The sequence below is a fragment of the Cobetia sp. MM1IDA2H-1 genome, assembly GCF_002916775.2.
Classification (GTDB): domain Bacteria; phylum Pseudomonadota; class Gammaproteobacteria; order Pseudomonadales; family Halomonadaceae; genus Cobetia; species Cobetia marina.
In genome coordinates this window covers 1,560,498-1,580,491 of sequence record NZ_CM133225.1, presented here as the reverse complement: position 1 = coordinate 1,580,491, position 19,994 = coordinate 1,560,498, and the positions used below count along the sequence as shown (strand labels likewise).

The 19,994-nt window shown below is 60.6% G+C and carries 20 protein-coding genes; 5 read left to right on the top strand and 15 right to left on the bottom strand.

From position 1 onward, the window contains the following. Positions 1-220: 220 nt before the first annotated feature. Together BOH68_RS06765 and BOH68_RS06760 are read left to right on the top strand one after the other, a co-directional pair. Positions 221-721, top strand: coding sequence for a YeeE/YedE family protein (locus tag BOH68_RS06765; protein WP_333781921.1), 501 nt, complete (start codon positions 221-223; stop codon positions 719-721). Beyond that, positions 718-1,131, top strand: a complete 414-nt coding sequence (locus BOH68_RS06760; protein ID WP_077377120.1) for a DUF6691 family protein — start codon at positions 718-720, stop codon at positions 1,129-1,131. The genes BOH68_RS06765 and BOH68_RS06760 overlap by 4 nt, the downstream gene beginning before the upstream one ends. Before the next feature lie 485 nt (positions 1,132-1,616). Here the strand turns inward: BOH68_RS06760 and BOH68_RS06755 are convergent, their stop codons facing one another. From BOH68_RS06755 to BOH68_RS06710, 10 genes are all read right to left on the bottom strand, one after another. Continuing rightward, complete coding sequence (locus tag BOH68_RS06755) at positions 1,617-1,964, bottom strand: hypothetical protein (protein WP_077377123.1); 348 nt, start codon at positions 1,962-1,964, stop codon at positions 1,617-1,619. A 77-nt stretch (positions 1,965-2,041) separates the two neighbouring features. After that, positions 2,042-2,380, bottom strand: coding sequence for a hypothetical protein (locus BOH68_RS06750; RefSeq protein WP_077377126.1), 339 nt, complete (start codon positions 2,378-2,380; stop codon positions 2,042-2,044). A gap of 67 nt (positions 2,381-2,447) precedes the next feature. Next, positions 2,448-2,786 carry a hypothetical protein gene (locus BOH68_RS06745; protein ID WP_139345468.1) on the bottom strand — a complete coding sequence of 113 codons (339 nt, stop codon included), beginning with the start codon at positions 2,784-2,786 and terminating at the stop codon, positions 2,448-2,450. Between the two features lie 66 nt (positions 2,787-2,852). After that, the gene (locus BOH68_RS06740) at positions 2,853-3,191 is read right to left on the bottom strand and encodes a hypothetical protein (RefSeq protein WP_077377132.1); all 339 of its coding nucleotides are present in this window, start codon (positions 3,189-3,191) and stop codon (positions 2,853-2,855) included. A 67-nt stretch (positions 3,192-3,258) separates the two neighbouring features. After that, positions 3,259-3,603, bottom strand: coding sequence for a hypothetical protein (locus tag BOH68_RS06735; RefSeq protein WP_077377135.1), 345 nt, complete (start codon positions 3,601-3,603; stop codon positions 3,259-3,261). An 838-nt stretch (positions 3,604-4,441) separates the two neighbouring features. Next, positions 4,442-5,536 carry an ADP-ribosylglycohydrolase family protein gene (locus BOH68_RS06730; protein WP_077377138.1) on the bottom strand — a complete coding sequence of 365 codons (1,095 nt, stop codon included), beginning with the start codon at positions 5,534-5,536 and terminating at the stop codon, positions 4,442-4,444. A 313-nt stretch (positions 5,537-5,849) separates the two neighbouring features. Further along, positions 5,850-6,890, bottom strand: a complete 1,041-nt coding sequence (locus tag BOH68_RS06725; RefSeq protein ID WP_258038286.1) for an Ldh family oxidoreductase — start codon at positions 6,888-6,890, stop codon at positions 5,850-5,852. Positions 6,891-6,921: 31 nt separating this feature from the next. Continuing rightward, positions 6,922-8,250 carry a TRAP transporter large permease gene (locus tag BOH68_RS06720; protein WP_077377144.1) on the bottom strand — a complete coding sequence of 443 codons (1,329 nt, stop codon included), beginning with the start codon at positions 8,248-8,250 and terminating at the stop codon, positions 6,922-6,924. Then, positions 8,247-8,762: a TRAP transporter small permease subunit gene (locus BOH68_RS06715; protein ID WP_077377147.1), complete on the bottom strand. Its 516-nt coding sequence runs from the start codon at positions 8,760-8,762 to the stop codon at positions 8,247-8,249. Before BOH68_RS06715 ends, BOH68_RS06720 begins: the two co-directional genes overlap by 4 nt. 79 nt (positions 8,763-8,841) lie before the next feature. After that, positions 8,842-9,900 carry a type 2 periplasmic-binding domain-containing protein gene (locus tag BOH68_RS06710; protein ID WP_077377150.1) on the bottom strand — a complete coding sequence of 353 codons (1,059 nt, stop codon included), beginning with the start codon at positions 9,898-9,900 and terminating at the stop codon, positions 8,842-8,844. 328 nt (positions 9,901-10,228) lie between these two features. Between BOH68_RS06710 and BOH68_RS06705 the strand changes: the two genes are divergently transcribed. Then, on the top strand, positions 10,229-10,837 hold the full coding sequence (locus tag BOH68_RS06705) for a helix-turn-helix domain-containing protein (protein WP_170877442.1): 609 nt from the start codon (positions 10,229-10,231) through the stop codon (positions 10,835-10,837). Between the two features lie 98 nt (positions 10,838-10,935). Here BOH68_RS06705 and BOH68_RS06700 read toward each other — a convergent pair whose 3' ends face one another. The 5 genes from BOH68_RS06700 to BOH68_RS06680 all read right to left on the bottom strand — a co-directional run bounded on the left by BOH68_RS06700 (position 10,936) and on the right by BOH68_RS06680 (position 17,464). Then, positions 10,936-12,456, bottom strand: coding sequence for a sodium:solute symporter family protein (locus BOH68_RS06700; RefSeq protein WP_077377156.1), 1,521 nt, complete (start codon positions 12,454-12,456; stop codon positions 10,936-10,938). Then, positions 12,449-12,637, bottom strand: coding sequence for a hypothetical protein (locus tag BOH68_RS06695; RefSeq protein ID WP_077377159.1), 189 nt, complete (start codon positions 12,635-12,637; stop codon positions 12,449-12,451). The genes BOH68_RS06700 and BOH68_RS06695 overlap by 8 nt, the downstream gene beginning before the upstream one ends. Positions 12,638-12,679: 42 nt before the next feature. Then, complete coding sequence (locus BOH68_RS06690; RefSeq protein ID WP_258038288.1) at positions 12,680-15,688, bottom strand: c-type cytochrome; 3,009 nt, start codon at positions 15,686-15,688, stop codon at positions 12,680-12,682. Positions 15,689-15,758: 70 nt separating this feature from the next. After that, the gene (locus BOH68_RS06685) at positions 15,759-16,268 is read right to left on the bottom strand and encodes a (2Fe-2S)-binding protein (RefSeq protein ID WP_077377165.1); all 510 of its coding nucleotides are present in this window, start codon (positions 16,266-16,268) and stop codon (positions 15,759-15,761) included. 140 nt (positions 16,269-16,408) lie between these two features. Next, positions 16,409-17,464 (bottom strand): M29 family metallopeptidase, encoded by a 1,056-nt coding sequence (locus BOH68_RS06680; protein WP_077377168.1) that lies wholly within the window; start codon positions 17,462-17,464, stop codon positions 16,409-16,411. Positions 17,465-17,995: 531 nt separating this feature from the next. Here BOH68_RS06680 and BOH68_RS06675 point away from each other — a divergent pair. Then, positions 17,996-19,162 (top strand): FAD-dependent monooxygenase, encoded by a 1,167-nt coding sequence (locus BOH68_RS06675; RefSeq protein ID WP_077377171.1) that lies wholly within the window; start codon positions 17,996-17,998, stop codon positions 19,160-19,162. Then, positions 19,159-19,992, top strand: coding sequence for an alpha/beta fold hydrolase (locus BOH68_RS06670; RefSeq protein WP_077377174.1), 834 nt, complete (start codon positions 19,159-19,161; stop codon positions 19,990-19,992). The genes BOH68_RS06675 and BOH68_RS06670 overlap by 4 nt, the downstream gene beginning before the upstream one ends. The last annotated feature ends 2 nt before the right edge of the window (positions 19,993-19,994 follow it).

The following is a 19,994-nucleotide window of genomic DNA, read 5'->3' as shown; positions in this document are numbered from 1 at the left end:
ACAGTCGTCGCGCTCGCAAGGAGCACCGCGAGCTGGTCTGACCTTGCCCACACGTAGAACAGCCACGGAAAGGCCCGCCCCGAGATGCTCGAGGCGGGCCTTTCCGTGGCTGTCGGGTCAACCGGATCCGCTCAGGCCACCCGATGGGCAGATGTCATGACCAGCAGACTCAGCAGTCGGTGGGCGATGACGGTTGGCGCTCGCCAGGCACGAGCATATCATCGTCGCAACGCAGGATGACCGCGACACGAGGACGAACCACATGGACATGATGAGCAGCATGAAAGGACTCGCCGGCGGCGTTCTGATCGGTCTTTCGGCAGTGATGCTGATGGCCTTTCTGGGACGTATCGCCGGTATCAGTGGTATCACGCGGGGCGCGCTGCTGGAATCAGGCCCGGACCGCCGCTGGCGTATCGCCTTCGTGCTCGGGTTGATCAGCGGCCCGCTGCTCCTTGTGCTGTTCAATCTTGACTGGGGCAATGTGGCCGAGGGCACGGATGCGCTGATCGGCGATCCCGCCAGCGGGGTGCTGAGCATGATGTTCGCCGGCCTGCTGGTGGGCCTGGGAACAGGCATCGGCGGCGGCTGCACCAGTGGCCACGGCGTCTGCGGCATCGCGCGTCTCTCCCCGCGCTCGCTGGTGGCCACGGGGGTGTTCGTGGCCATCGCCATGCTGACGGTCTTCGTGACCCGACATCTGCTGGGAGAGTCACCATGAAAGCTGTCACCGGCTTCATTACCGGGCTGGTCTTCAGCCTCGGCCTGACACTCAGCGGCATGACCGACCCCGCGCGTGTCGTCGGATTTCTCGACGTGGCCGGAGACTGGGACCCCACGCTGATCTTCGTGCTTGGCGGGGCAGTCATCACCACCTTCATCGGTTATCGCCTCGCCTGGCGACGCAGCACTCCCCTGTTGGGTGAGCGATTCCAACTGCCTACACGCCGCGATATCGATGGCCGCCTGCTGCTCGGCGCGGCCCTGTTCGGTACCGGCTGGGGCCTGAGCGGATACTGCCCCGGGCCTGCCATCGTCTCCAGCAGCGCCATGAGTCTGCCATTGGCGGGTTTTCTACTGACGATGCTACTGGGCTGGTGGCTGGCCACGCGCCTGACTCGCGCTCACTGATCCGAGCGCCACGCAAGCGAAAATCCTTGCATGAGAAACGCCCGCCGAATGGCGGGCGTTTCTCATGCAAGGCGAGTCACCACGACCACACGGCGCCCTTTCTCTCACGGGACCTCATTGCGATGATCTCGCTGATCAACAGCCCCGTGGTTCGTGTGCTGGATGAAGTCACATCCACATGAAGCGTCGAAAAGCCAAAAAAAAGCCCGCCAATGGCGGGCAGGGAATGTCGGGACAGGACATTCAGGACAGGAAAGCGTTTGAGCAAGGGTTCTGCCATTGACGACGAGTGCGGTCTTGCGTTCGGGTCAAAACACTTGCTCAAGCGTTCTTCTCTCTCACGAGTTGTTCTCTGGAGCACTGACCATCAGGAGACAACGTGATGGTCAGTGGGTCCATTCAGCAACTGACAGAGGTAGGTCGATGGCATATCGGCGTCCTTGGCTGTCTTGCAGAGTCGGGGACTATTGCGTTGCCGCGAGCGGTTACGCGCTCTCGTTCAAGGCATGTTCGACGCGTGTGGCAGAGACACTCTTGCCGGCATCGTTGACGTAATCCGCCGAATCGCTTGCCAGTGCACGGGTGGTGCCCTGGATGCCGGCGTTGCTGATGGATGTCTGGACGCGGCTGGCAGCGACACTCATGCCGGTTTTCACGACATCATCATGGTGCAGTGTGGCTTGCTGAGTGACCGGCTGTGCCTGACCCATGATCACGCGATCACTGAGGGTGGCACGTACGCGGGCATCGGCTTCGCTGTCATTGGCAGAGGCCACGCCAGTGGCGGCAACGGACAATGCGGCAATGGCGAATAGAGACTTGAGAGATTGCATGGGGGTTCTCCTATTGAAAAAGGTCATGTCAGTGCAGACACCTGGCCTGCAAGCGTCTGACGCAGACATCGGGCGTCTCAGACGTTGACGTCGCTCACGGCGTGACGAACACGGGTGCCGGCAACGCTATCGCCTGAATCATTGGCGACATCGAATTCCTGCAGGTGGATGGAGCGGTCATGGCCACGGATCTCGTCGTCACCGGAGGCAATCTGGAAACGGCCTGCAGAAGTGCTCATGCCGGTTTCCGCGAAGGTCGCCTGGCCTGTCGGTGCCTGCTGAGCGGCACCATGGATGACACTTTCACTGACGTTGTGCTGGACACGCTGGGCGGCCGGGCTGTCATCCGCCGCGAAGGTGGCGGTGCTCACGGTGGCGAGAGCGGCGGCGGCGATCAGGGTCTTGAGAGTGTTCATGATGATTTCCTCGATGAAGATGATGTGATGATCAGGCCTGGAAATGCAGGCCAGGGATGACGGTCAATCAGACGTTGCTGTCGCTCAGGGCGTGCTGAACGCGGGTAGCGGCGACACTCTTGCCAGCGTCATTGTCGAAGGCCTGTTCACGGCTGGCGGTAGCGCTGCCGTGCCCTTCAATGGACGACTGGGCCAGGGCGGTCTCGACACGACCTGCCGCGACGCTCTTGCCGGTTTCCGCGAAGGTGGCCTGAGCCGTCGGGGCCTGCTGGGCGGTGCCGACGACGACGTCCTGGCTGACGGACTGCTGGACACGCTGGGCAGCCGGGCTGTCATCCGCCGCGAAGGTGGCGGTGCTGACGGTGGCGAGAGCGGCGGCGACGATCAGGGTCTTGAGAGTGTTCATGATGATTTCCTCGATGAAGATGAAGTGATGATCAGACCTGGAATGCAGGTCGGGGATGACGGTCAATCAGACGTTGCTGTCGCTCAAGGCGTGCTGAACGCGGGTCGCGGCGACACTCTTGCCAGCGTCATTGTCGAAGGCCTGTTCACGGCTGGCGGTAGCGCTGCCGTGCCCTTCAATGGAGGACTGGGTCAGGGCGGTCTCGACACGACCTGCCGCGACGCTCTTGCCGGTTTCCGCGAAGGTGGCCTGAGCCGTCGGTGCCTGCTGGGCGGTGCCGACGACGACGTCCTGGCTGACAGACTGCTGGACACGCTGGGCGGCCGGGCTGTCATCCGCCGCGAAGGTGGCGGTGCTGACGGTGGCGAGTGCGGCGGCGGCGATCAGGGTCTTGATAGTGTTCATGATGATTTCCTCGATGAAGATGAAGTGATGATCAGTCCTGGAAATGCAGGTCAGGGATGATGGTCAATCAGACGTTGCTGTCGCTCAGGGCGTGCTGAACGCGGGTCGCGGCGACGCTCTTGCCAGCGTCATTGTCGAAGGCCTGTTCACGACCGGCGGTAGCGCTGCCTTGCCCTTCAATGGAGGACTGGGTCAGGGCGGTCTCGACACGACCTGCCGCGACGCTCTTGCCGGTTTCCGCGAAGGTGGCCTGTGCCGTCGGGGCCTGCTGGGCGGTGCCGACGACGACGTCCTGGCTGACAGACTGCTGGACACGCTGGGCGGCCGGGCTGTCATCCGCCGCGAAGGTGGCGGTGCTGACGGTGGCGAGAGCGGCGGCAGCGATCAGAGTCTTGAGATTCAGAGTTTTCATTGGGTTTTCCTTTCTATGTCCTGGGCAATATTGCCCTTGTGATGTCGTATGCAGTCTTGGCTGCATCCGTCTAGCTTGTTAACAGACTAATGATTATTGCGCTATCACACTAGCCGTGCTGCTGGCAGCTCACTGTTTCCATCAAAGAACCAGATTGCGTTGCCTGGGCATTGCCCTGCTCCTGAGGAGTGTTGGTGAACCTCAAGAGGTACAACCTTCAACCCTCTTCTGCATCACTTCTGTACAACCTTGAAGATGCGGACATCCCATGATCGAGAGCGGATCAGATGCTTGGCACTGTCCAGGACACTGCCGTATGACGTTTAAACTTTGGTCGCAATCATCAGAAAGGCATTCACCAGCAACTTGTCCTCTTACCCTGCTGAAACCCTCACCGTTGTGCTTGATGAGTATTACGCTTGAGCAAACGGGTTGGATGCATGCCATCTTCAAAAAAGTCGCAGGCGTCTTGACAGGTGCCTGCCGTCGACCAGATCCAGACTACCGTTTCGTGCAATGTGGAGTGAGCGCATTGTGGACGAATCCCGCATCGGCACATATCCCCCCACTGGAACAGCATTGATTCCACTAGCGAACCAATAAAAGCCTGTATTGAACGTCTGGTCAGGCAGCAGTCTACGACTTTGGTAATAACCGCAGCGTTATCAATCGCTTACGAAACCCTCTGATGTTGTCCTCGGATCGCCAACTTGAGGCATGCCCTCACCTTTGCGCTACCGACGTTTCGTGACAGCCGGCAAAAAGGCATCGTCAGACACGAAAACGCGGGGCAATCCAAGGATTGCCCCGCGTTCAGTCAGCTAGCTTTGCGCGTATCTCAATAGCCCGGGTATTTCTCCCAGACCCACCGCTCGTCCTTGCCACCCCCATCGGTATAGAGCTCCCAGCGAGCGCAATCGTGCAGGTCCTGGGCGACCTCGCCGATGACCTCTCGCAGTTCAAGCGGCTCCAGCCAATCAGCAGGTATCGCCTCTTCTCCCCATTGCGCCCCGAGCAGGTTGCCCGTGATGGCCCCCGTGGAATCCGAATCCCCATCATGATTGACCGCGATCTGGATCGCGGAGCGGAAATCCCGCGCGGTGAGTGCGCAATACACGGACATCGCCAGGGCCTCTTCCGCGATCCATCCCAACCCCAGCATCACGACAGCCACCTGCGGCGCAGCGCCGGACTCGGCAAGCTCGCAGGCTTGCTTCAGGGCCTGCATGGTCTCCTCGCAGCCTGATTTGCGCTCGAGAATGCGCATGGCGTGCGCAAGTGCCTGTGCCATCGAGTCACCCGCCACCAGGCACTGGATCATCACCGCCAGCACCCCGCCCGTCAGCTGACCGATCACGTGGCCATGGGTCAGCGCGCAGACCTCTTCCCCGAGCGCGAAGCACATCTCATGGGAAGCCCCCATCACATGTGCGAACAAGCCGACGGGGGCCACGCGCATCACACCCCCACAGCCCTTGCTGTCGTTCTGCGCGGTGTCACTGTAGGTGCGCACCTGCTTGAGCGCGGACAGACACGTCATGCCCGGGGCGCGGCGCGAATGCAGTGCCGGCTGCTTGATCAACCAGCCACTGTCCAGCCATTCCTGTTCCGTTGCCTTTTGCGTGCGTTCCCCTTGGGTGTACAGCCAACGTTCATAGGCACTGTTGACCAGGCTACCTTGCGTCGTGATGCCTCTCAGACAGCCGCGCACGTGGCTACGCAACAGACCCTCGGCGGTAAACAGTGTCATCTGCGTATCATCGGTAATCCGCCCCAGCCCGCCATAGGCCGGTGCGTAATCGCGTATTCCTTCACTTCCGAAGCGCGCCTGGATCTCCTCGTGCGACAGGAACTCCACTGCCGCCCCCAGCGCATCTCCCACCGCACCACCCAACAGGCAACCCTGAAACCGCGATGTCGTCTCAAGCGTCATGTCCCTTTCCCCTTCAATGGCCATCAAGATGGCATCAACGACCCTCAACACGGCTTACGCTAGCAGCAACGGCACCTTTGCGGAAAAACGCCCACATCCGGTGGTGCACATAATCAGGCAGAACTGGATGGGCGCCCAGTATCGGTGAGCACTGAGGATGACAGCGACGACGATGGACACCTTATATAGAAGAACGGCCGCCCAGGGGCGGCCGTTCTTCTTGCTGCAGTCATGACCTCATGCCGTCATGCCCTCATGACGTCCTGCCGCGTGCCTGTCAGCGATGACTCGGCAGCTCGGCACAGGCAACTTCTCAGGAGGCAAGCTCGAGAATGTCGTCATACAGCGCCCGGGAGAGTGTGACGCCCTCCTCCAGATGCTTCTGGCGAGCCTGATAGCGACGCTCGGAGGAAAGACGCGCGCCCTGCTGCTTGACCAGGTCGAACAGCCGTTCAGAGCGCAGCATGTGCTGCTGGGGGCTGCCCCCCGTGAGACGCGCCGGGTCCATCGCGATGATCATCTCCCCATGATACGGCAGGCTGCCCTTGCCTTGATCATGCTCGCTGGATTCGATACTGAGCATGTCACCGATCAGCGGCCCTGCGATCAACTCGATCATGATCGCCAGCGCAGAGCCCTTGTGCTCACCGAACGGCAGCATCGCGCCATGATCCAGCACTTCGGCAGGGTCCTGTGACGGCGTACCATCTCGATCAACCCCCCAGCCCAGCGGGATCTCATCCCCCTGACGACGATGCAGCTCGATATCGCCACGTGCGATGGCGCTGGTCGCGAAGTCGAACACGTAGGGATTGCCATCCCCGCGCGGCCAGCCGAAGGCGATGGGGTTGGTGCCCAGCAGGGGCTGGCTGCCTCCATACGGCGCCATGTACGACTGGGTCGGGTTGCAGGCGATGGCTACCAGCCCTTCCCGCGTCAGCCGCTCGATCTCGACCCACAATGCCGTGCCATGCACGCAATGGTTGATGGCCAGAATGGCAATCCCATTGGCTCTCGCCTTGCTGAGCAACTCAGGCACGCCCTGCTGGAAGGCCAGCGATGAGAAACCACCCTTGGCATCCACCTTGACGATGGAGGGCGCCGTATCCTCGACCACCGGCACGGCATTCGGCACCACACCACCATTGTTCAGTGTTGCGACGAACCCCATCAGGCGATAAAGCCCATGGGATCGACAGCCATCCATTTCCGCCGCCACCAGCGCGTCACTCATGGCATCGACATGTGGCTCACTAAAGCCATGATGGCTCAGTACCTTCTGACATAGCGACTTGAGCGCTGCCCGATCGAGATTGACGTCCATTCCTGCCTCTTCCTGTGTTGCATCACTCATGCGAACTCATTCCTTTCCAATAAGGTGTCCATCATTTCCATGACGGCCCGCTGATGGCATCAGGCAACCACAGCGCCAGCCCCGGGAAGGCCAGGATCAGCGCCAACACCACCAGCTGCAGGCAGATGAAGGGCATCACCCCCTTGTACATATGCTTCAACGTCACTTCAGGCGGTGTGATGGCACGCAGATAGAAGATGGAGGGCGCCAACGGCGGTGTCAGATAGCTCGTCTGCATCACGATCAGGAAGGCCACGCAGAACCAGATCTCATCGAACCCGAGCAGGCCGATGACCGGCATCGCCACGGGAATGACGATCAACACCACCGAGATCATGTCGAGCACGAAACCGGCCAGGAAGGCGATTAGCAGGATGGCGCCGAGAATCAGCCACGGGCTCAAGCCAGTATCCAGCAGCAGCGATTGAACAGTCGCCATGCCGCCGGAAGCAAAGAAGACGCCCGCGAACATATTGCCGCCCAGCACGATCAGCAGAATCATCGCGGTGATGTTGAGTGTGCGTATCGCCGCGTTCCACAGGATGGACAGCGTGAGATTGCGATACCCCAGTGCCAGCAATACGGAGCCGAGCGCCCCACAGGCTGCCGCTTCTGTCGGCGTGGCGATGCCCATCAGAATTGTGCCCAATACCACCAGGATCAGACTCATGGTCGGCAGCAATGCACTCAGGGTGATGGTGAGCAGCTTGCCCCATCCCGGATGTTGCTCATCTTCCTTGAGTCGCGGCGCAAGCGCAGGCTTCAGCGCACAGACCACGACGATGTAGACGAGGAACAGCAGCGCCATCAACAGTCCCGGAATCAACAGGCCACTGAAAAGTGACCCGACGGAGACACCCGCGACAGGCCCGAGAATGACCACGGTAATGGAAGGCGGGATCGCCGTGCCCAATGAGCCACTGGCGCAGATTGTGCCGGAGATCAGCGACTTGTCGTATTGGTGCTTGAGCATGACCGGCACCGCCAGCATGCCGATCACTGCCTCGGTCGCGCCCACCACGCCGCTGGCAGCCGCGAAGATGGTCCCCATGATGACTGCGCCGACGCCCAGTCCACCGGGCATCCGGCGTGTCCACAGATGGATGGCCCCGAACAGTCGCTCGGCAATGCCGGAATTCTCGAGCATCGCGCCCATGAAGATGAACAGCGGTACGGCGGCAAGGATCGAGTTGGACGCCGTGTCCTCGATCTTGGTCAGCAATTGATAGGCTGCGGCATCCCCGAACTGGGCAACGCCAAAGACCGTCGCGACGACGATCATCGAGAAGGCGATCGGGAAACCGAGCACGATCAGCGCGATGAGCGCAGGAAACATGATGAGGGCAATGAAGTCGCTCATGAGGACGCCTCCGTGTCGGCATCACGACCCAGCAACGTGGCGAGCAGTTTCAACATCTCGGCGATCACCTGCAATGTCAGATAGAGGAATCCCAGCAACCACACACCGAAGACCGGCCATATCACGGGATTCCAGGCCGAGCGACCAGAGCGCTCATTGCTGGAGAATGCCTCGATCGCGTAGAGCGAAAGCTCCCAGACCAGCCAGCCCAGCACGGGGAGCAGTACGCCATAACAGGCCAGATGCACCCCGGCTTTCAGACGTGGCGAAAAGTTCTGACTCAGCACATCCACACTGACGTGCTGGCCCACGCGCAGTGCATTCGCCATGCCAAACATGAAGATGGCCCCCATCACCATGTAGCTGACTTCGAATGCCCACAGGGTGGGCCTTCCCAGCACATAACGACTGAAGACCTCATAGACCAGCGCAAGCACCAGCGGCAGTATCAGGACAGCCCCTAGATACCCCGCCCAACGGGTTTGACGCTCAATGGCATCGACTATTTTCATGGCAACCTACCGAATGACAGTCAGGGTAAGGCACAGGCAAACTCTTTGCCTGTGCCGAAAACGTCAGATCCTGCGGGGTTCAGCGACCCATTTCCCCGATCGGCAAACGATAGTCCTGCCAGGTGGTCATGCTTTGCTTGAAGGTACGTTGAGACTCAAGCACACGCGCGAACCACTCGTTCTCCTCTGCCTTCTCATCCTCCCAGGCACGTGTCTCTTCGTAGATGGCATCGATGAAGGGTTGCTCCAGTTGCACGATCTCATTGGGACCCTCTTCCAGCTCCTTGAAGGCCTTGAGATCAGCGAAGGAGCTATCCAGCCAGGATTCGAACACGCTCAACTTGCCGGCAAGACGCAACTGATTCTGCTGGGCTTCGCTCAGGCCATCCCAGGCATCGACATTCACTTCACACTCGAGAATGCCACCGGACTGGTGGACGCCAGGTAGCACGACGTACTGCGCCACGTCTTGGAATCCGGTCGGCTTGTTGAGCTCGGGGCTGCCCCACTCCGCCGCATCAATCACACCACGATCCAGCGCCGTATAGATGTCACTGCCCGCCATCACGACGGTGGAAGCGCCCAGGCGCGAGGCGATTTCAGCCCAGGCACCTGATGTTCTCAGGCGCAGCCCCTGGAAGTCCTCAAGCGTCTGCACCTTCTTGCTCGAGTGCAGGAAGATCTCGGTGCCCAGGGTCGAGCACGGGAATGCCACGACGCCGAACACCTCGCGACGGAAGGCTTCATATAGCTCGACACCGCCGCCCTCGTACATCCACAGCATGAATTCTTCCGGCGTCAGGCCGCTGGAGTGCCCGGCCAGCAGCGCTGCCGTCGGGTCAGTTCCGTAGTCATAGTTGATGTAGTTATGGCTGATCTGCGCGACACCGGACTTCACGGTATTGGTGACACGCAGCGCACCACCCAAGGTGCCGCCGGGGAACACCTGGATGCTCACGTCACCATTGGTCAATTCGTTTGCATAGTCCGCGAAGGTCTTGGCATCCCGTTCAAGCCAGGGCCCACCGCCCCACGGAGTCGCCATCTTCCACTCGATGTCCGCCGCCTGAGTCGTGGCAGTCGCCAACAGGCTGGCAGCGATACCCATGCCGAGGAGCTGTTTCTTGAAGTTGTACATTATTGTTTTCCCAAGATTATTTTAATTAGAGTGCAATGCTATGCCTACCAGCAGGCGAATGCCTGATACAGGCTGAGGCCTGATACATGCCCAGTGGGCGGCCACTGTAGATTGCGCATTCGCCCCCACAATTGCATATACGCAATATTGGGTCAAATATGGATATCAGGCTCGACATTTTGCTCATGGAAGCTCTAAATGGACCCCATCATGGCGTTCATGCCTCTCCCTGCCGCAGCATGACCTGAAAGCTCACGCCCTTGCGCTACACCGGCATAGGCAGCGACAGACGCCACCCCAGCAGACGAACACGATGGAGCACGCTGACATGACACCCCACCAGGAAACGCCGATCGCCCTGAAGCACCGAGAACGCAAGGCAGGCGCCATTGGTGACAATCTCAAGGCGCTACGCAAGGAGAAGGGACTGACCATCGCGGCCGTGGCCAGCGCGTCAGGAATCTCGGCGGCCAGCGTGTCAAGAATCGAGAATGGGCGTATCTCACCGACCTTCGAGGCAATCGTGAACCTCGCCAAGGGTCTGAACGTCGATGTCAGCGAGCTGTTCTATTACACGGAGGACACGTCGTTTCGGGGGTGGCTCGCCTTGACGCGAGCGCAGGAGGGAGACGTCATCGAGACGCCCAACTACCGGTATCGCCCGCTTTGCAACAATGTGGCGTCCAAGGAATACATGGTATTGGAGACCACCGTGCTCAATCGTAGTCTCGAGGAATTCGGCGGCCTGCAGAAACACTCCGGCCAGGAACAGATCATCGTGACCAGCGGAGAAGTGACCGTCTGGACCGAACTTTACGACCCCATCCAGCTCAAGGTCGGCGATAGCCTGGCCTTTGACAGCACCCTCGGACACGCCATCACCTACAACGGCGACACCCCGGCGACAATGACCTGGGTATGCAGCGCCTACGCCTGAAGCTTCGAAGATGACAGCTACCACCATGGGCTGCCCGCCCAACGACAGAAAGCCCCTTTCGGGGCTTTCTGTCGCTGGGCGCTTGGGTGAGGCAGCGCTCAGTGCCTGGCCAGGTCCAGTGGTGCTTCCTGTGCAGGGTCTTGCGCCGGACTCCGCCCGGTCTTCAACTCATCGTCGATGGCCTGCATGAACGCATCAGCCGAGGAAGCATGTGGCTGCGTCATCAGACTCACACCCACGAACAGCACGCTTGCAACGATGATGCCCCAGATACCGGCCGGCAGGCCGAACAGTGAATTGCCCGTGGCATACATGACCAGCACGAAGATGGCGGTACCGATGACACTCACCAGCACACCGGCGGACGTGCCTCGCTTCCAGTAGAAGGCACCGATGATGGCCGGCACCGTGGCGACCAGACCGGAAGATGCCGCCACCGAGAGCACGGCAATGAGATCCAACTGCAGCTCCGCGAAGCCGAGCGCCATCAGGGCGATGAGCGGCACGACGATCTTGCCGACCATCAACTGTCGCTTCTCGGTGGCGGCCGGCGTCACATTGGCATAGACGTCGCGCGCCAGCATGGATGACAGGGTCAGCATGATGGAGTCAATGGTCGAGACTGCAGCGGCCATGATCCCGATCAGCACGATGACACCCAGTACCGGCGGCACCGAGGCAGAGCCCAGCAGCGAGGCCGTAGCCAGATCCGGGCTTTCGAGGCTTGGGAAGGCTACCAGGGCCGAAAAGCCCCACAGCACGGAAACCAGTGTGTAGATGAAACCGAAGACCAGGAAACCGATCAGCATCTGACGCATGGATTTCAGCGAGGATGGCATGAACAGACGCTGGCTGACCTGAGGGTTGGAAAGACTGAAGAAGAACCAGGGAATGGTCAGCCCGAGGAAGGTCACGAAGCTGAAGAGCCCGGAACCCGGCACCGTCAGCGACTGAGGTTTGTCATTCGCCAGTGTCTCGAACATGCTGCTGAAGCCCCCCAGCCCCTCGATGACGAGAAACGCGACAAGCGTGGAGGCGACGATCATCATGATGGCCTGCAGCGAGTCAGTCCACATGACAGACCTGATTCCCGCGACATAGGAGAAGAAGATCGCGATGGCGGTTGCCATCACCACGCCTGTGGTGAAATCGATCGCGCCATCGGTGGTCCCCTGCAGTAGATAGCCGACACCGGCCAACTGCACGGCAGCATAAGGAATCAGGAAGATGCAGCTGGCGATCGAGACTGCCATGGCGACATGCTTGTTGTGATAACGATGCCCCAGCATCTCGCTGGGCGTGACGAATCCAAACGTCTTCCCGACCGCCCAGAAGCGCGGACCAAAGATGGAGACCAGTGAAACACCCGCGAAATAGACGATCTCGAAGCCCAGCGCCCCGACACCACCGGCATAGGTCAGTCCCGCCAGCCCCACCATCATGAAGGCACTATAGGTCGTGGCGCTGTAGCTTAGAGCCGAGACGAAGCCATTCATCTGACGATTACCGAGAAAATAGCCGGACATGCTTTCCGCGCCGGCCTGCCGTGCGAGCAGCGCGATCCCTACCGCGATCATCAGATAGATGGCGATGGACCACCAGATGAGGGATTCAGTCATTACCGTGCTCCTCGAAATCCTTGGTGATATAGAGATTCACAGCGATGACGACCAGCCCCGCCACCGACCAGAACAGGAAACTGCCATACCAGGCACTCACATCGCTCAAGAGCGTATAGGGCACTGCGTAGCAGAGCAGGACCAATGCCCATATCAGCCATATCCACTTGCTTCGTTTCATGATCAACCTCTTGTTATTGTCATTTCAGGGGAATGCAGATGCTCAGTGATGTTCCTCGCGTATCTGCGATACGCGCTGCTCAACGTCTCGCCAGGGCGAGCTGTCAGGCGCGAAACGCGCCTGCAGATAACGTGTCAATGTGGTCACCTGGGCATTCGTGAAGCTTTCCGCGAAGCCAGGCATATCGGCGACTCCGGACGCATTCGCCATGTGTACCCCTCCGAGAATGGAGTGGATGACGTTGTCGGGAGAGTCGCTGTGAAGATTGGTATTGAGCGCCAGTGATGTCGTCGCACTGGAAAATGACGGAACCGGCAACTCGACATGGCAGGAGGCACAGGCACCCTCGAACAGGCGGTCGCCCTCTTCCATCCCTGCCGGGGCCTGTCGAGACAGCCGGACCCTGTCTGCCGCCTCCTGAAGCATGTCCGGCTGTTCGCCCCAAGGGGCTCCCATCTGCACGGCGACATAGTGCGCGATGGCACGCACGTCATGCTCCGGCAGCTCTGCCAGACCTGCCACGACCGGCGCCATGGGCCCGGATGCCACACCATGCAGCGCCGATTTTCCCGTACGGAGATAGTCATGGAGCGCAGACTCGCTCCAGGCCACCGGCGAGCGATTCAGCTGGCTCAAGGCCGGTGCTTCCCAGCCATCGATCATCGCGCCCGCCAGATAGGCATTACCGGAGCGCTCGGCTCCCAAGGCATTGCGCGGTGTATGGCAGGCACTGCAATGACCGAGCCCTTCCGCGAGATAGGCACCACGGTTGTAGAGGTCACTCTGCGCGGGGTCCGGCATGAATGGCGAGCTGTCGTGATTGAGCAGGTTCCAGCCTGCCAGCAACTCACGCCGGTTGAAGGGGAACTTGAGCGCATTCTCAGGCACCTTGGCCGCCACTGCAGGCTGGGCCATGAGATAGGCATACAGGGCCTGCATGTCCGCATCACTGGTCTTGGCGAACGCCGTATACGGGAAGGCTGGATAGAGATTGTGACCTTCACGACTGACGCCATGGCGCATCGCTCGCTCGAAGGCGGCATAGGACCACTGGCCGATCCCCGTCGCCTCATCCGGGGTGAGATTGGTACTGTAGAGTGTGCCGAAGGGCGTATCGAACCGACGCCCTCCCGCATTCTCGCCCCCCCCGTCACTGGTATGGCAGGCGGCACAATCTCCCGCTGCCGCCACCAGGCGACCCCGTTCGATGGTTTCGGCGGAGTACAGATTGACTGCCGGCCGGGCAATGGGCGCAATGGCTCCCTTCCAGGGCCACGCCATGATCGCTGTGCCGGTGATGGCACTAGCCGCCACGGTCAGCAATGAACGCTTCCACCATGCGCTGCGCGTACGTCCATCGGGCGCTTTTCCCTCCTCCTTGCTCTCAGCGGCCTTTGATGACTGACCGCTCGCGGACAGGGCCGCACGTACACGACTGGCCGTGAAGGGCGGCTGCCGAAAGCGCACGCCAGTGGCATCGAACAGCGCATTGGCTATCACGGCAACGCCGGGGGCGAGATCCACGGAGGCCGGCACGCCAGCAGATGCCACACCTTGCTGCTGCGGCATCACGATCTCAGTAGCCGCCGTGACGCGAAGCGAAGAGAAAGACGTCACCTCCGGCGTGGCCACGGCAGACGACGAACGACCATCCCCCCATTCATCGAAGGCAGTCTCATGACCTAGAATGGGGAATCGCTCCCCCAACACCCTGGCCTGCAGCGTCTCCTGCAGGCACGTGGTGTCCACTTCCGTGCCGGCATCCTGGCCGACCACCAGACGCGTCAAGGTGACGTCGCCGGTGAGGCGATTGACCTCGACATCCGCAATCCAGGCGGAACGGCTGCCTGCCTCGATCTCCCGACGAGCGCCCGGCCGCTGCGAATAGGCGAACCCCCGCCCGGCAAGACGATCGCTCGAATCTTCTGTCGGCGCGGCAACCACAGGGTCTCGCTGATGCCACTCGGCACGCCGGGAAACCGAACGGATCAACTCACTTCCGCGCACGTCCGTGAGATGCGCAAGTCGCAGCGCGACAGGGTCCTCTTCGCCGGCATGTGCCACTTCATCCAGAAACGATTCGCGCGCGAAGACCTGCTGGATCTCCGTCAGTCCCTTGACATCACTGCCCGCCGCCACTCCCCGGTTGCGTATCGAGATGCGCTGCTCCGAGACGTCATAGGGGAAGAGACTGGCGATGTCGTCCTCATGAACGCCCTGATCCTCAACGTCGCACGAAGATACCGGATGGTCGCTGCCTGACGGTGAATCACCCCGCCACTCCGGCAACCTGCCACTCAACAGCAATCCGACAGCCGGCACCTCTCCACAGAGATGTCTCTGTCGATAGGCATAGCGAAGGAGTCTGCCTCCGGAGTCACGAACGGCCCCGAGCGACATACGCTGGGATTGTCCGAGCCCCTGGACATCCCGCATGTACTCGGCATCAAGCCACACCGCGACAGGGCACCGCAGAGCACGCGATATCAAGGCCGCATCCACCCCGGCGTCATCACCGCAATGTCGCCCGAGCCCGGAGTGCTGCTCGGCGTGCTCAGAAAATACCTGGACATTCTGAGGCTCGAGGCCAGTGGCCCAGGCGATGTCCTGTGCCAGCAGCTGTGGCGTAGCAGTCTGCCCCCAGAGCTCCAGAGTGTCGCCGGCGTAGTCAGCCAGCACCCAGCCGGGCGCCTCTCCCCACCCCATTCGACTGGGCCAGGTGTAATCTCCTCGATGATCACTCTGCGCCAGCTCGACATCCGCCACCGATTCCAGAGCGCGCGCCCCCGTCATCCGGCTGGCCTGCGGGCCATGGCGACGGTCCTCCACTGTGCCAAGGCCCGACGCACCCGCAGTCTGCCAGCGAAGCGTGACCGACCGCGCCGCGTTGCGTGCCGCCACAAGCGTCTTCGCCACGACGGCGACGAAGTCACCTTCGCGCACCAGCTGGACCTCGTCGTCCGGCGATCGGGCAGGCGCCAGTACAGCCTCCACCAGTCGATCACAGACGAAGAAATCACCGTTCCACTTGTAGCTTGGTGGGCGTATCACTACGCCATATCGCGCACGGGCTAGCGTGTCAGGCGGGCACTCGCTCAGCCACGACAGCGATTGAGACGACTCATTCACCGGGAGATTGCACATCGTGACCTCCCCCGATGGCAGCGGCATTGAGCCTCACGGCACGCTCGGCTGCTGCCAGAATTTCCACATGGGTCCCGCAACGGCAGAGGTTGTATTCAAGTGCCGCCCGCAACTGCTCCGGAGTCGCGTCTGGCTTGCGATTCAGGACCGCTCGCACGGCCATGATCATGCCATTGAGACAATAGCCACACTGCGCCGCCTGACAGTCGATGAAAGCCTGCTGGACGGGGTCCAGACTTTCCGGTCCACCCAATCCCTCGAGCGTGATGACCTCACGACCTGCCACCGCGGCCACCGAAGTCACGCAGGCACGTGCCGCCATGCCATCCACCAGCACACCGCAGGCGCCGCATTCCCCGAGCCCGCAACCATATTTGGGCCCGTTCAACGCCATGTCATTGCGCAGTACGGTGAGCAGTGATGTCCCCGAGGGCACTGCCAGCTCATGCGTCTCGTGATTCACCCGTAGGGTCAGTGTCTGCGTCATGATGACTCGTCGTTGTTGTTGGATAATCCAGGCTCTCTCAGGAACCTTCGATGATGCATCACCGGCTACGGCCATGAAGAAGAGCCACGGTAAGCTCATGATTCATAGGGAGTCTTTCAGCTTACCTCACTTGCATCAGCTCAGGTGAGGAGTGACCCCTGCGGCGCTACCACCCGGCCTTCTTCCACGACTGCGCTGTCATCCAGGAAAACCGAGCAGTGGCGCAGCGGAATATCCATGTGGCAAGGCGTGTTACGGGGCCCCCCCACCTCGGTATTGGGGCCTGTGGAGAACAGGAAGTTGCCCTCGAAGGCCCGAGCATCCATCCCGATGGCATCGTTCTTGTCGTGCAACCCCATCGCCGACCATTGCGCTCGCGACTGCAGACCCCAGCCAATATGCGAGAAGGCATAGACGTCGGGATCCTTGAAGTGAGCCATGTATTCACGCAGGTACTCGGCATCGAACCCACCATGGATCTTGCGGATGAATCCCTCGCTGATTTCCAGCGTGATCGGCTTGTCACGCACGTAGGTCTTGAAGGGCAGCAGGATATCGCCGACATCCACCACGATGGTGCCCTCGGCAGTGCCTTCATTGGGCCATGAGAACAGGAAGCCGCTGGGCCAGTGATCCCATCGCCCGGGCGCGTCCGCAAAGCCATATTCACTGACCACGGGGTATTGCCCCAGGCTTGCCGTGAAATCCGTGCCGGCGCGGGAGGTCACCTTGAAGGTGGATGCCTGCCGGAAGACGTCCGCCGCAGCCTCGACCCGCTGCTTGTCCTGCACGGTGGGCAGCATGCGCGCCAACATTTCCGGAGGCTCTACCGCCAGCAGGATACGGGTACCGGATTTCAGGATCGCCTCCTGCTCCGGAGAGTGCAGCAGCATCATGGTATCCACGACGAGATCGGCGGCCATCAATGCCTGCTGCGCCGCGGGGTGGCCGGTCAGCGCCGTATGCCCCACATAGGCCGTGAGATCGTTGCCTACCGCCGTACGGTGATTGAATGAGGCAAGTTCGACGATATAGGCCTTGGCCCCTAGACGCTGTGACGCCTCCATGGCTGCCGTCACGATCATGGCATTGGAATAATGGCTCTTGAGTATCGCCACGCTCTGAGTGTCATCCACCTTCGACAACGTGAGAACGTGCTCAAAATGTTGCGTCAATTCGCTTTGACTGACGGGCATCTCACCACCTCTTGTTCTTGTCTTGATGACGGCTCCGTCATGGCTGACGAGACCGCTCCCTGCCCCGGTACCCTGTTGTGCTGACGTTCTGGTGGAACCCCAACTTCTGACTGACAGCCCCCTGCACTTCTGTTGTGCAGCCTCGGCATGCAGTCATCCAGATTGGTGCACCCTGATCGCCAAACTACAACGTACACGTGACTAATTATCAGTGTTTACAACGTATAGCACTCAAGACACTGATCTGGCAAGCAAGGGTAAATTCGCGCTAAAACTCAATAAAATTTATGCAAATCAACAAGTTAATAATATATACATCGCATTAATCATGAAAAACCCATGTAGAAAAAAATTGATTTTATAGGCTTGACCCTCTCATTAATGGTGTATACGTTGTTTTTAGCGAAGCAACCACACTGCGTCTTCCGCGCCAGAGATTGACGGGGCATTCACCACCCGGCCCTCCCCATTGCGCAAGCGCAGCATGTCAGACGACCCGCCAACAACAAGACCGTAGACAGGAGAGGCAAGATGACCAAGACACCCAGGATTGCCGTGATTGGTGCAGGATTAGGGGGCGCCGCTGCCGGGGCCCTGCTCCAGCAGGCCGGCTATGACACCCGGGTATATGAGCAGGCACCCGCATTCTCACGCTTGGGCGCGGGTATCCACCTGGGCCCGAACGTCATGAAGGTCATGCGCCAGATCGGTATCGAGACGCAACTGGCCGAGATGGGATCACATCCAGAGCAATGGTTCAGTCGAGATGGAAAGACGGGCGAATATCTGTCGCGCATTCCGCTGGGCCAGCAGGCTCGCGAGCAGTACGGCGCCTCTTACATCACCGTGCACCGGGGGGATCTCCATGAGCTCATGGTGGGTGCACTCGACCCCAATCGACTTCACTTCGACAAGCATCTGGTGGATGTCGATGATCGTGGCGACAAGGTGACCATGCACTTTGCCGACGGCACGACGGAGGACGCCGATATCGTGATCGGGGCGGACGGGGTCAACTCACGCATTCGCGAGAAACTGCTGGGAAAGGAAGCGCCGACCTACAGCGGCTGGGTAGCCCACCGCGCCATCATCTCGGCAGAGAAGCTCAAGGCTTATGAGCTTGATTTCGAGTCCTGCGTGAAATGGTGGTCAGAAGACCGCCACATGATGGTCTATTTCGTGACCGGAGATGAGAAGGAGTACTACTACGTCACCGGCGTACCGGAACCCGAATGGAATCACGACAGCTCCTTTGTCGAGAGTTCACGCGAGGAAATGCGTCAGGCCTTCGTGGGTTACCACCCGACAGTCCAGGCACTGATCGATTGCACCGAGACAGTGACCAAGTGGCCATTGCTGGAACGCAATCCTCTCCCGCTCTGGCATGACGGGCGACTCGTGTTGCTGGGCGATGCCTGCCACCCGATGAAGCCACACATGGCACAAGGTGCCGCCATGGCCATCGAAGATGCCGCCATGCTGGTGCGCTGTCTGAAGGAGGTCGGCGCCGAGCAGCATCAGGAAGCCTTCGAACTCTATCGCCAGAACCGCTTCGAACGCGCCTCTCGCGTGCAGCAGGTCTCCCACGACAACACCTGGCTACGTGAGAACGAGGACCCCGCCTGGGTCTTCGCGTACGACGTGCATGACGTCGCGCTGCAGTACCCCGCCACGGCTATCGAGGAACAGTCTGCATGACCAGCACCTACCTTTACGGGGCCAACGTCCAGGCCAATGGCATCCGCCAGCATTATCTCCGCTACGGAGCCCCGAGCCAGCCTTCCAGTGTGGGCGCTGCCCGCCAGCCCCTGGTCATCATCCCCGGCATCACCAGTCCGGCCATCACCTGGGGCTTCGTGGCCCAACGCTTCGGTCAGCATTTCGACACCTACGTGCTGGACGTTCGCGGGCGCGGCCTCTCATCCAGCGGCGCCGAACTCGATTACGACACCGACACCTGTGCCGAGGACATCAAGGCGTTCATCGACGCACTGGGGCTGGAGGACGTGATACTGGCAGGGCACTCCATGGGGGCTCGCTTTGCACTGCGCGCCATGAGCCGCGGCGCAGGAAACGTCAGCAAGCTGGTGTTGATCGACCCGCCGGTCTCCGGACCCGGACGTCGCGAGTATCCCAGCCGCCTCCCCTGGTATGTGGATTCCATCCGTGACTGCACGCATGGCGCGGACATCGAGACCATGCGCGGCTACTGTGCCAGCTGGAGTGATGACCAGCTTCAGCTTCGCGCCGAATGGCTCCATACGTGCTACACCCCGGCCATCGTGCAGGCTTTCGAAGAGTTCCATACGGTGGACATCCACCAGGACATCCCTGGCATCCAGATCCCCACCTTGCTGATGTGCGCCGGCAAGGGGGGCGTCATCCAGACGCAGGACAAGGAAGAGATCCAGCGCCTTCTTCCGAGCATCCGCATCACCACGGCGGAAAACGCCGGCCACATGATCCCTTGGGATGATTACGAGGGCTTCTTCGCGGCCTTCGAAGACTTCCTCGGCCACGCGCCTTGAGC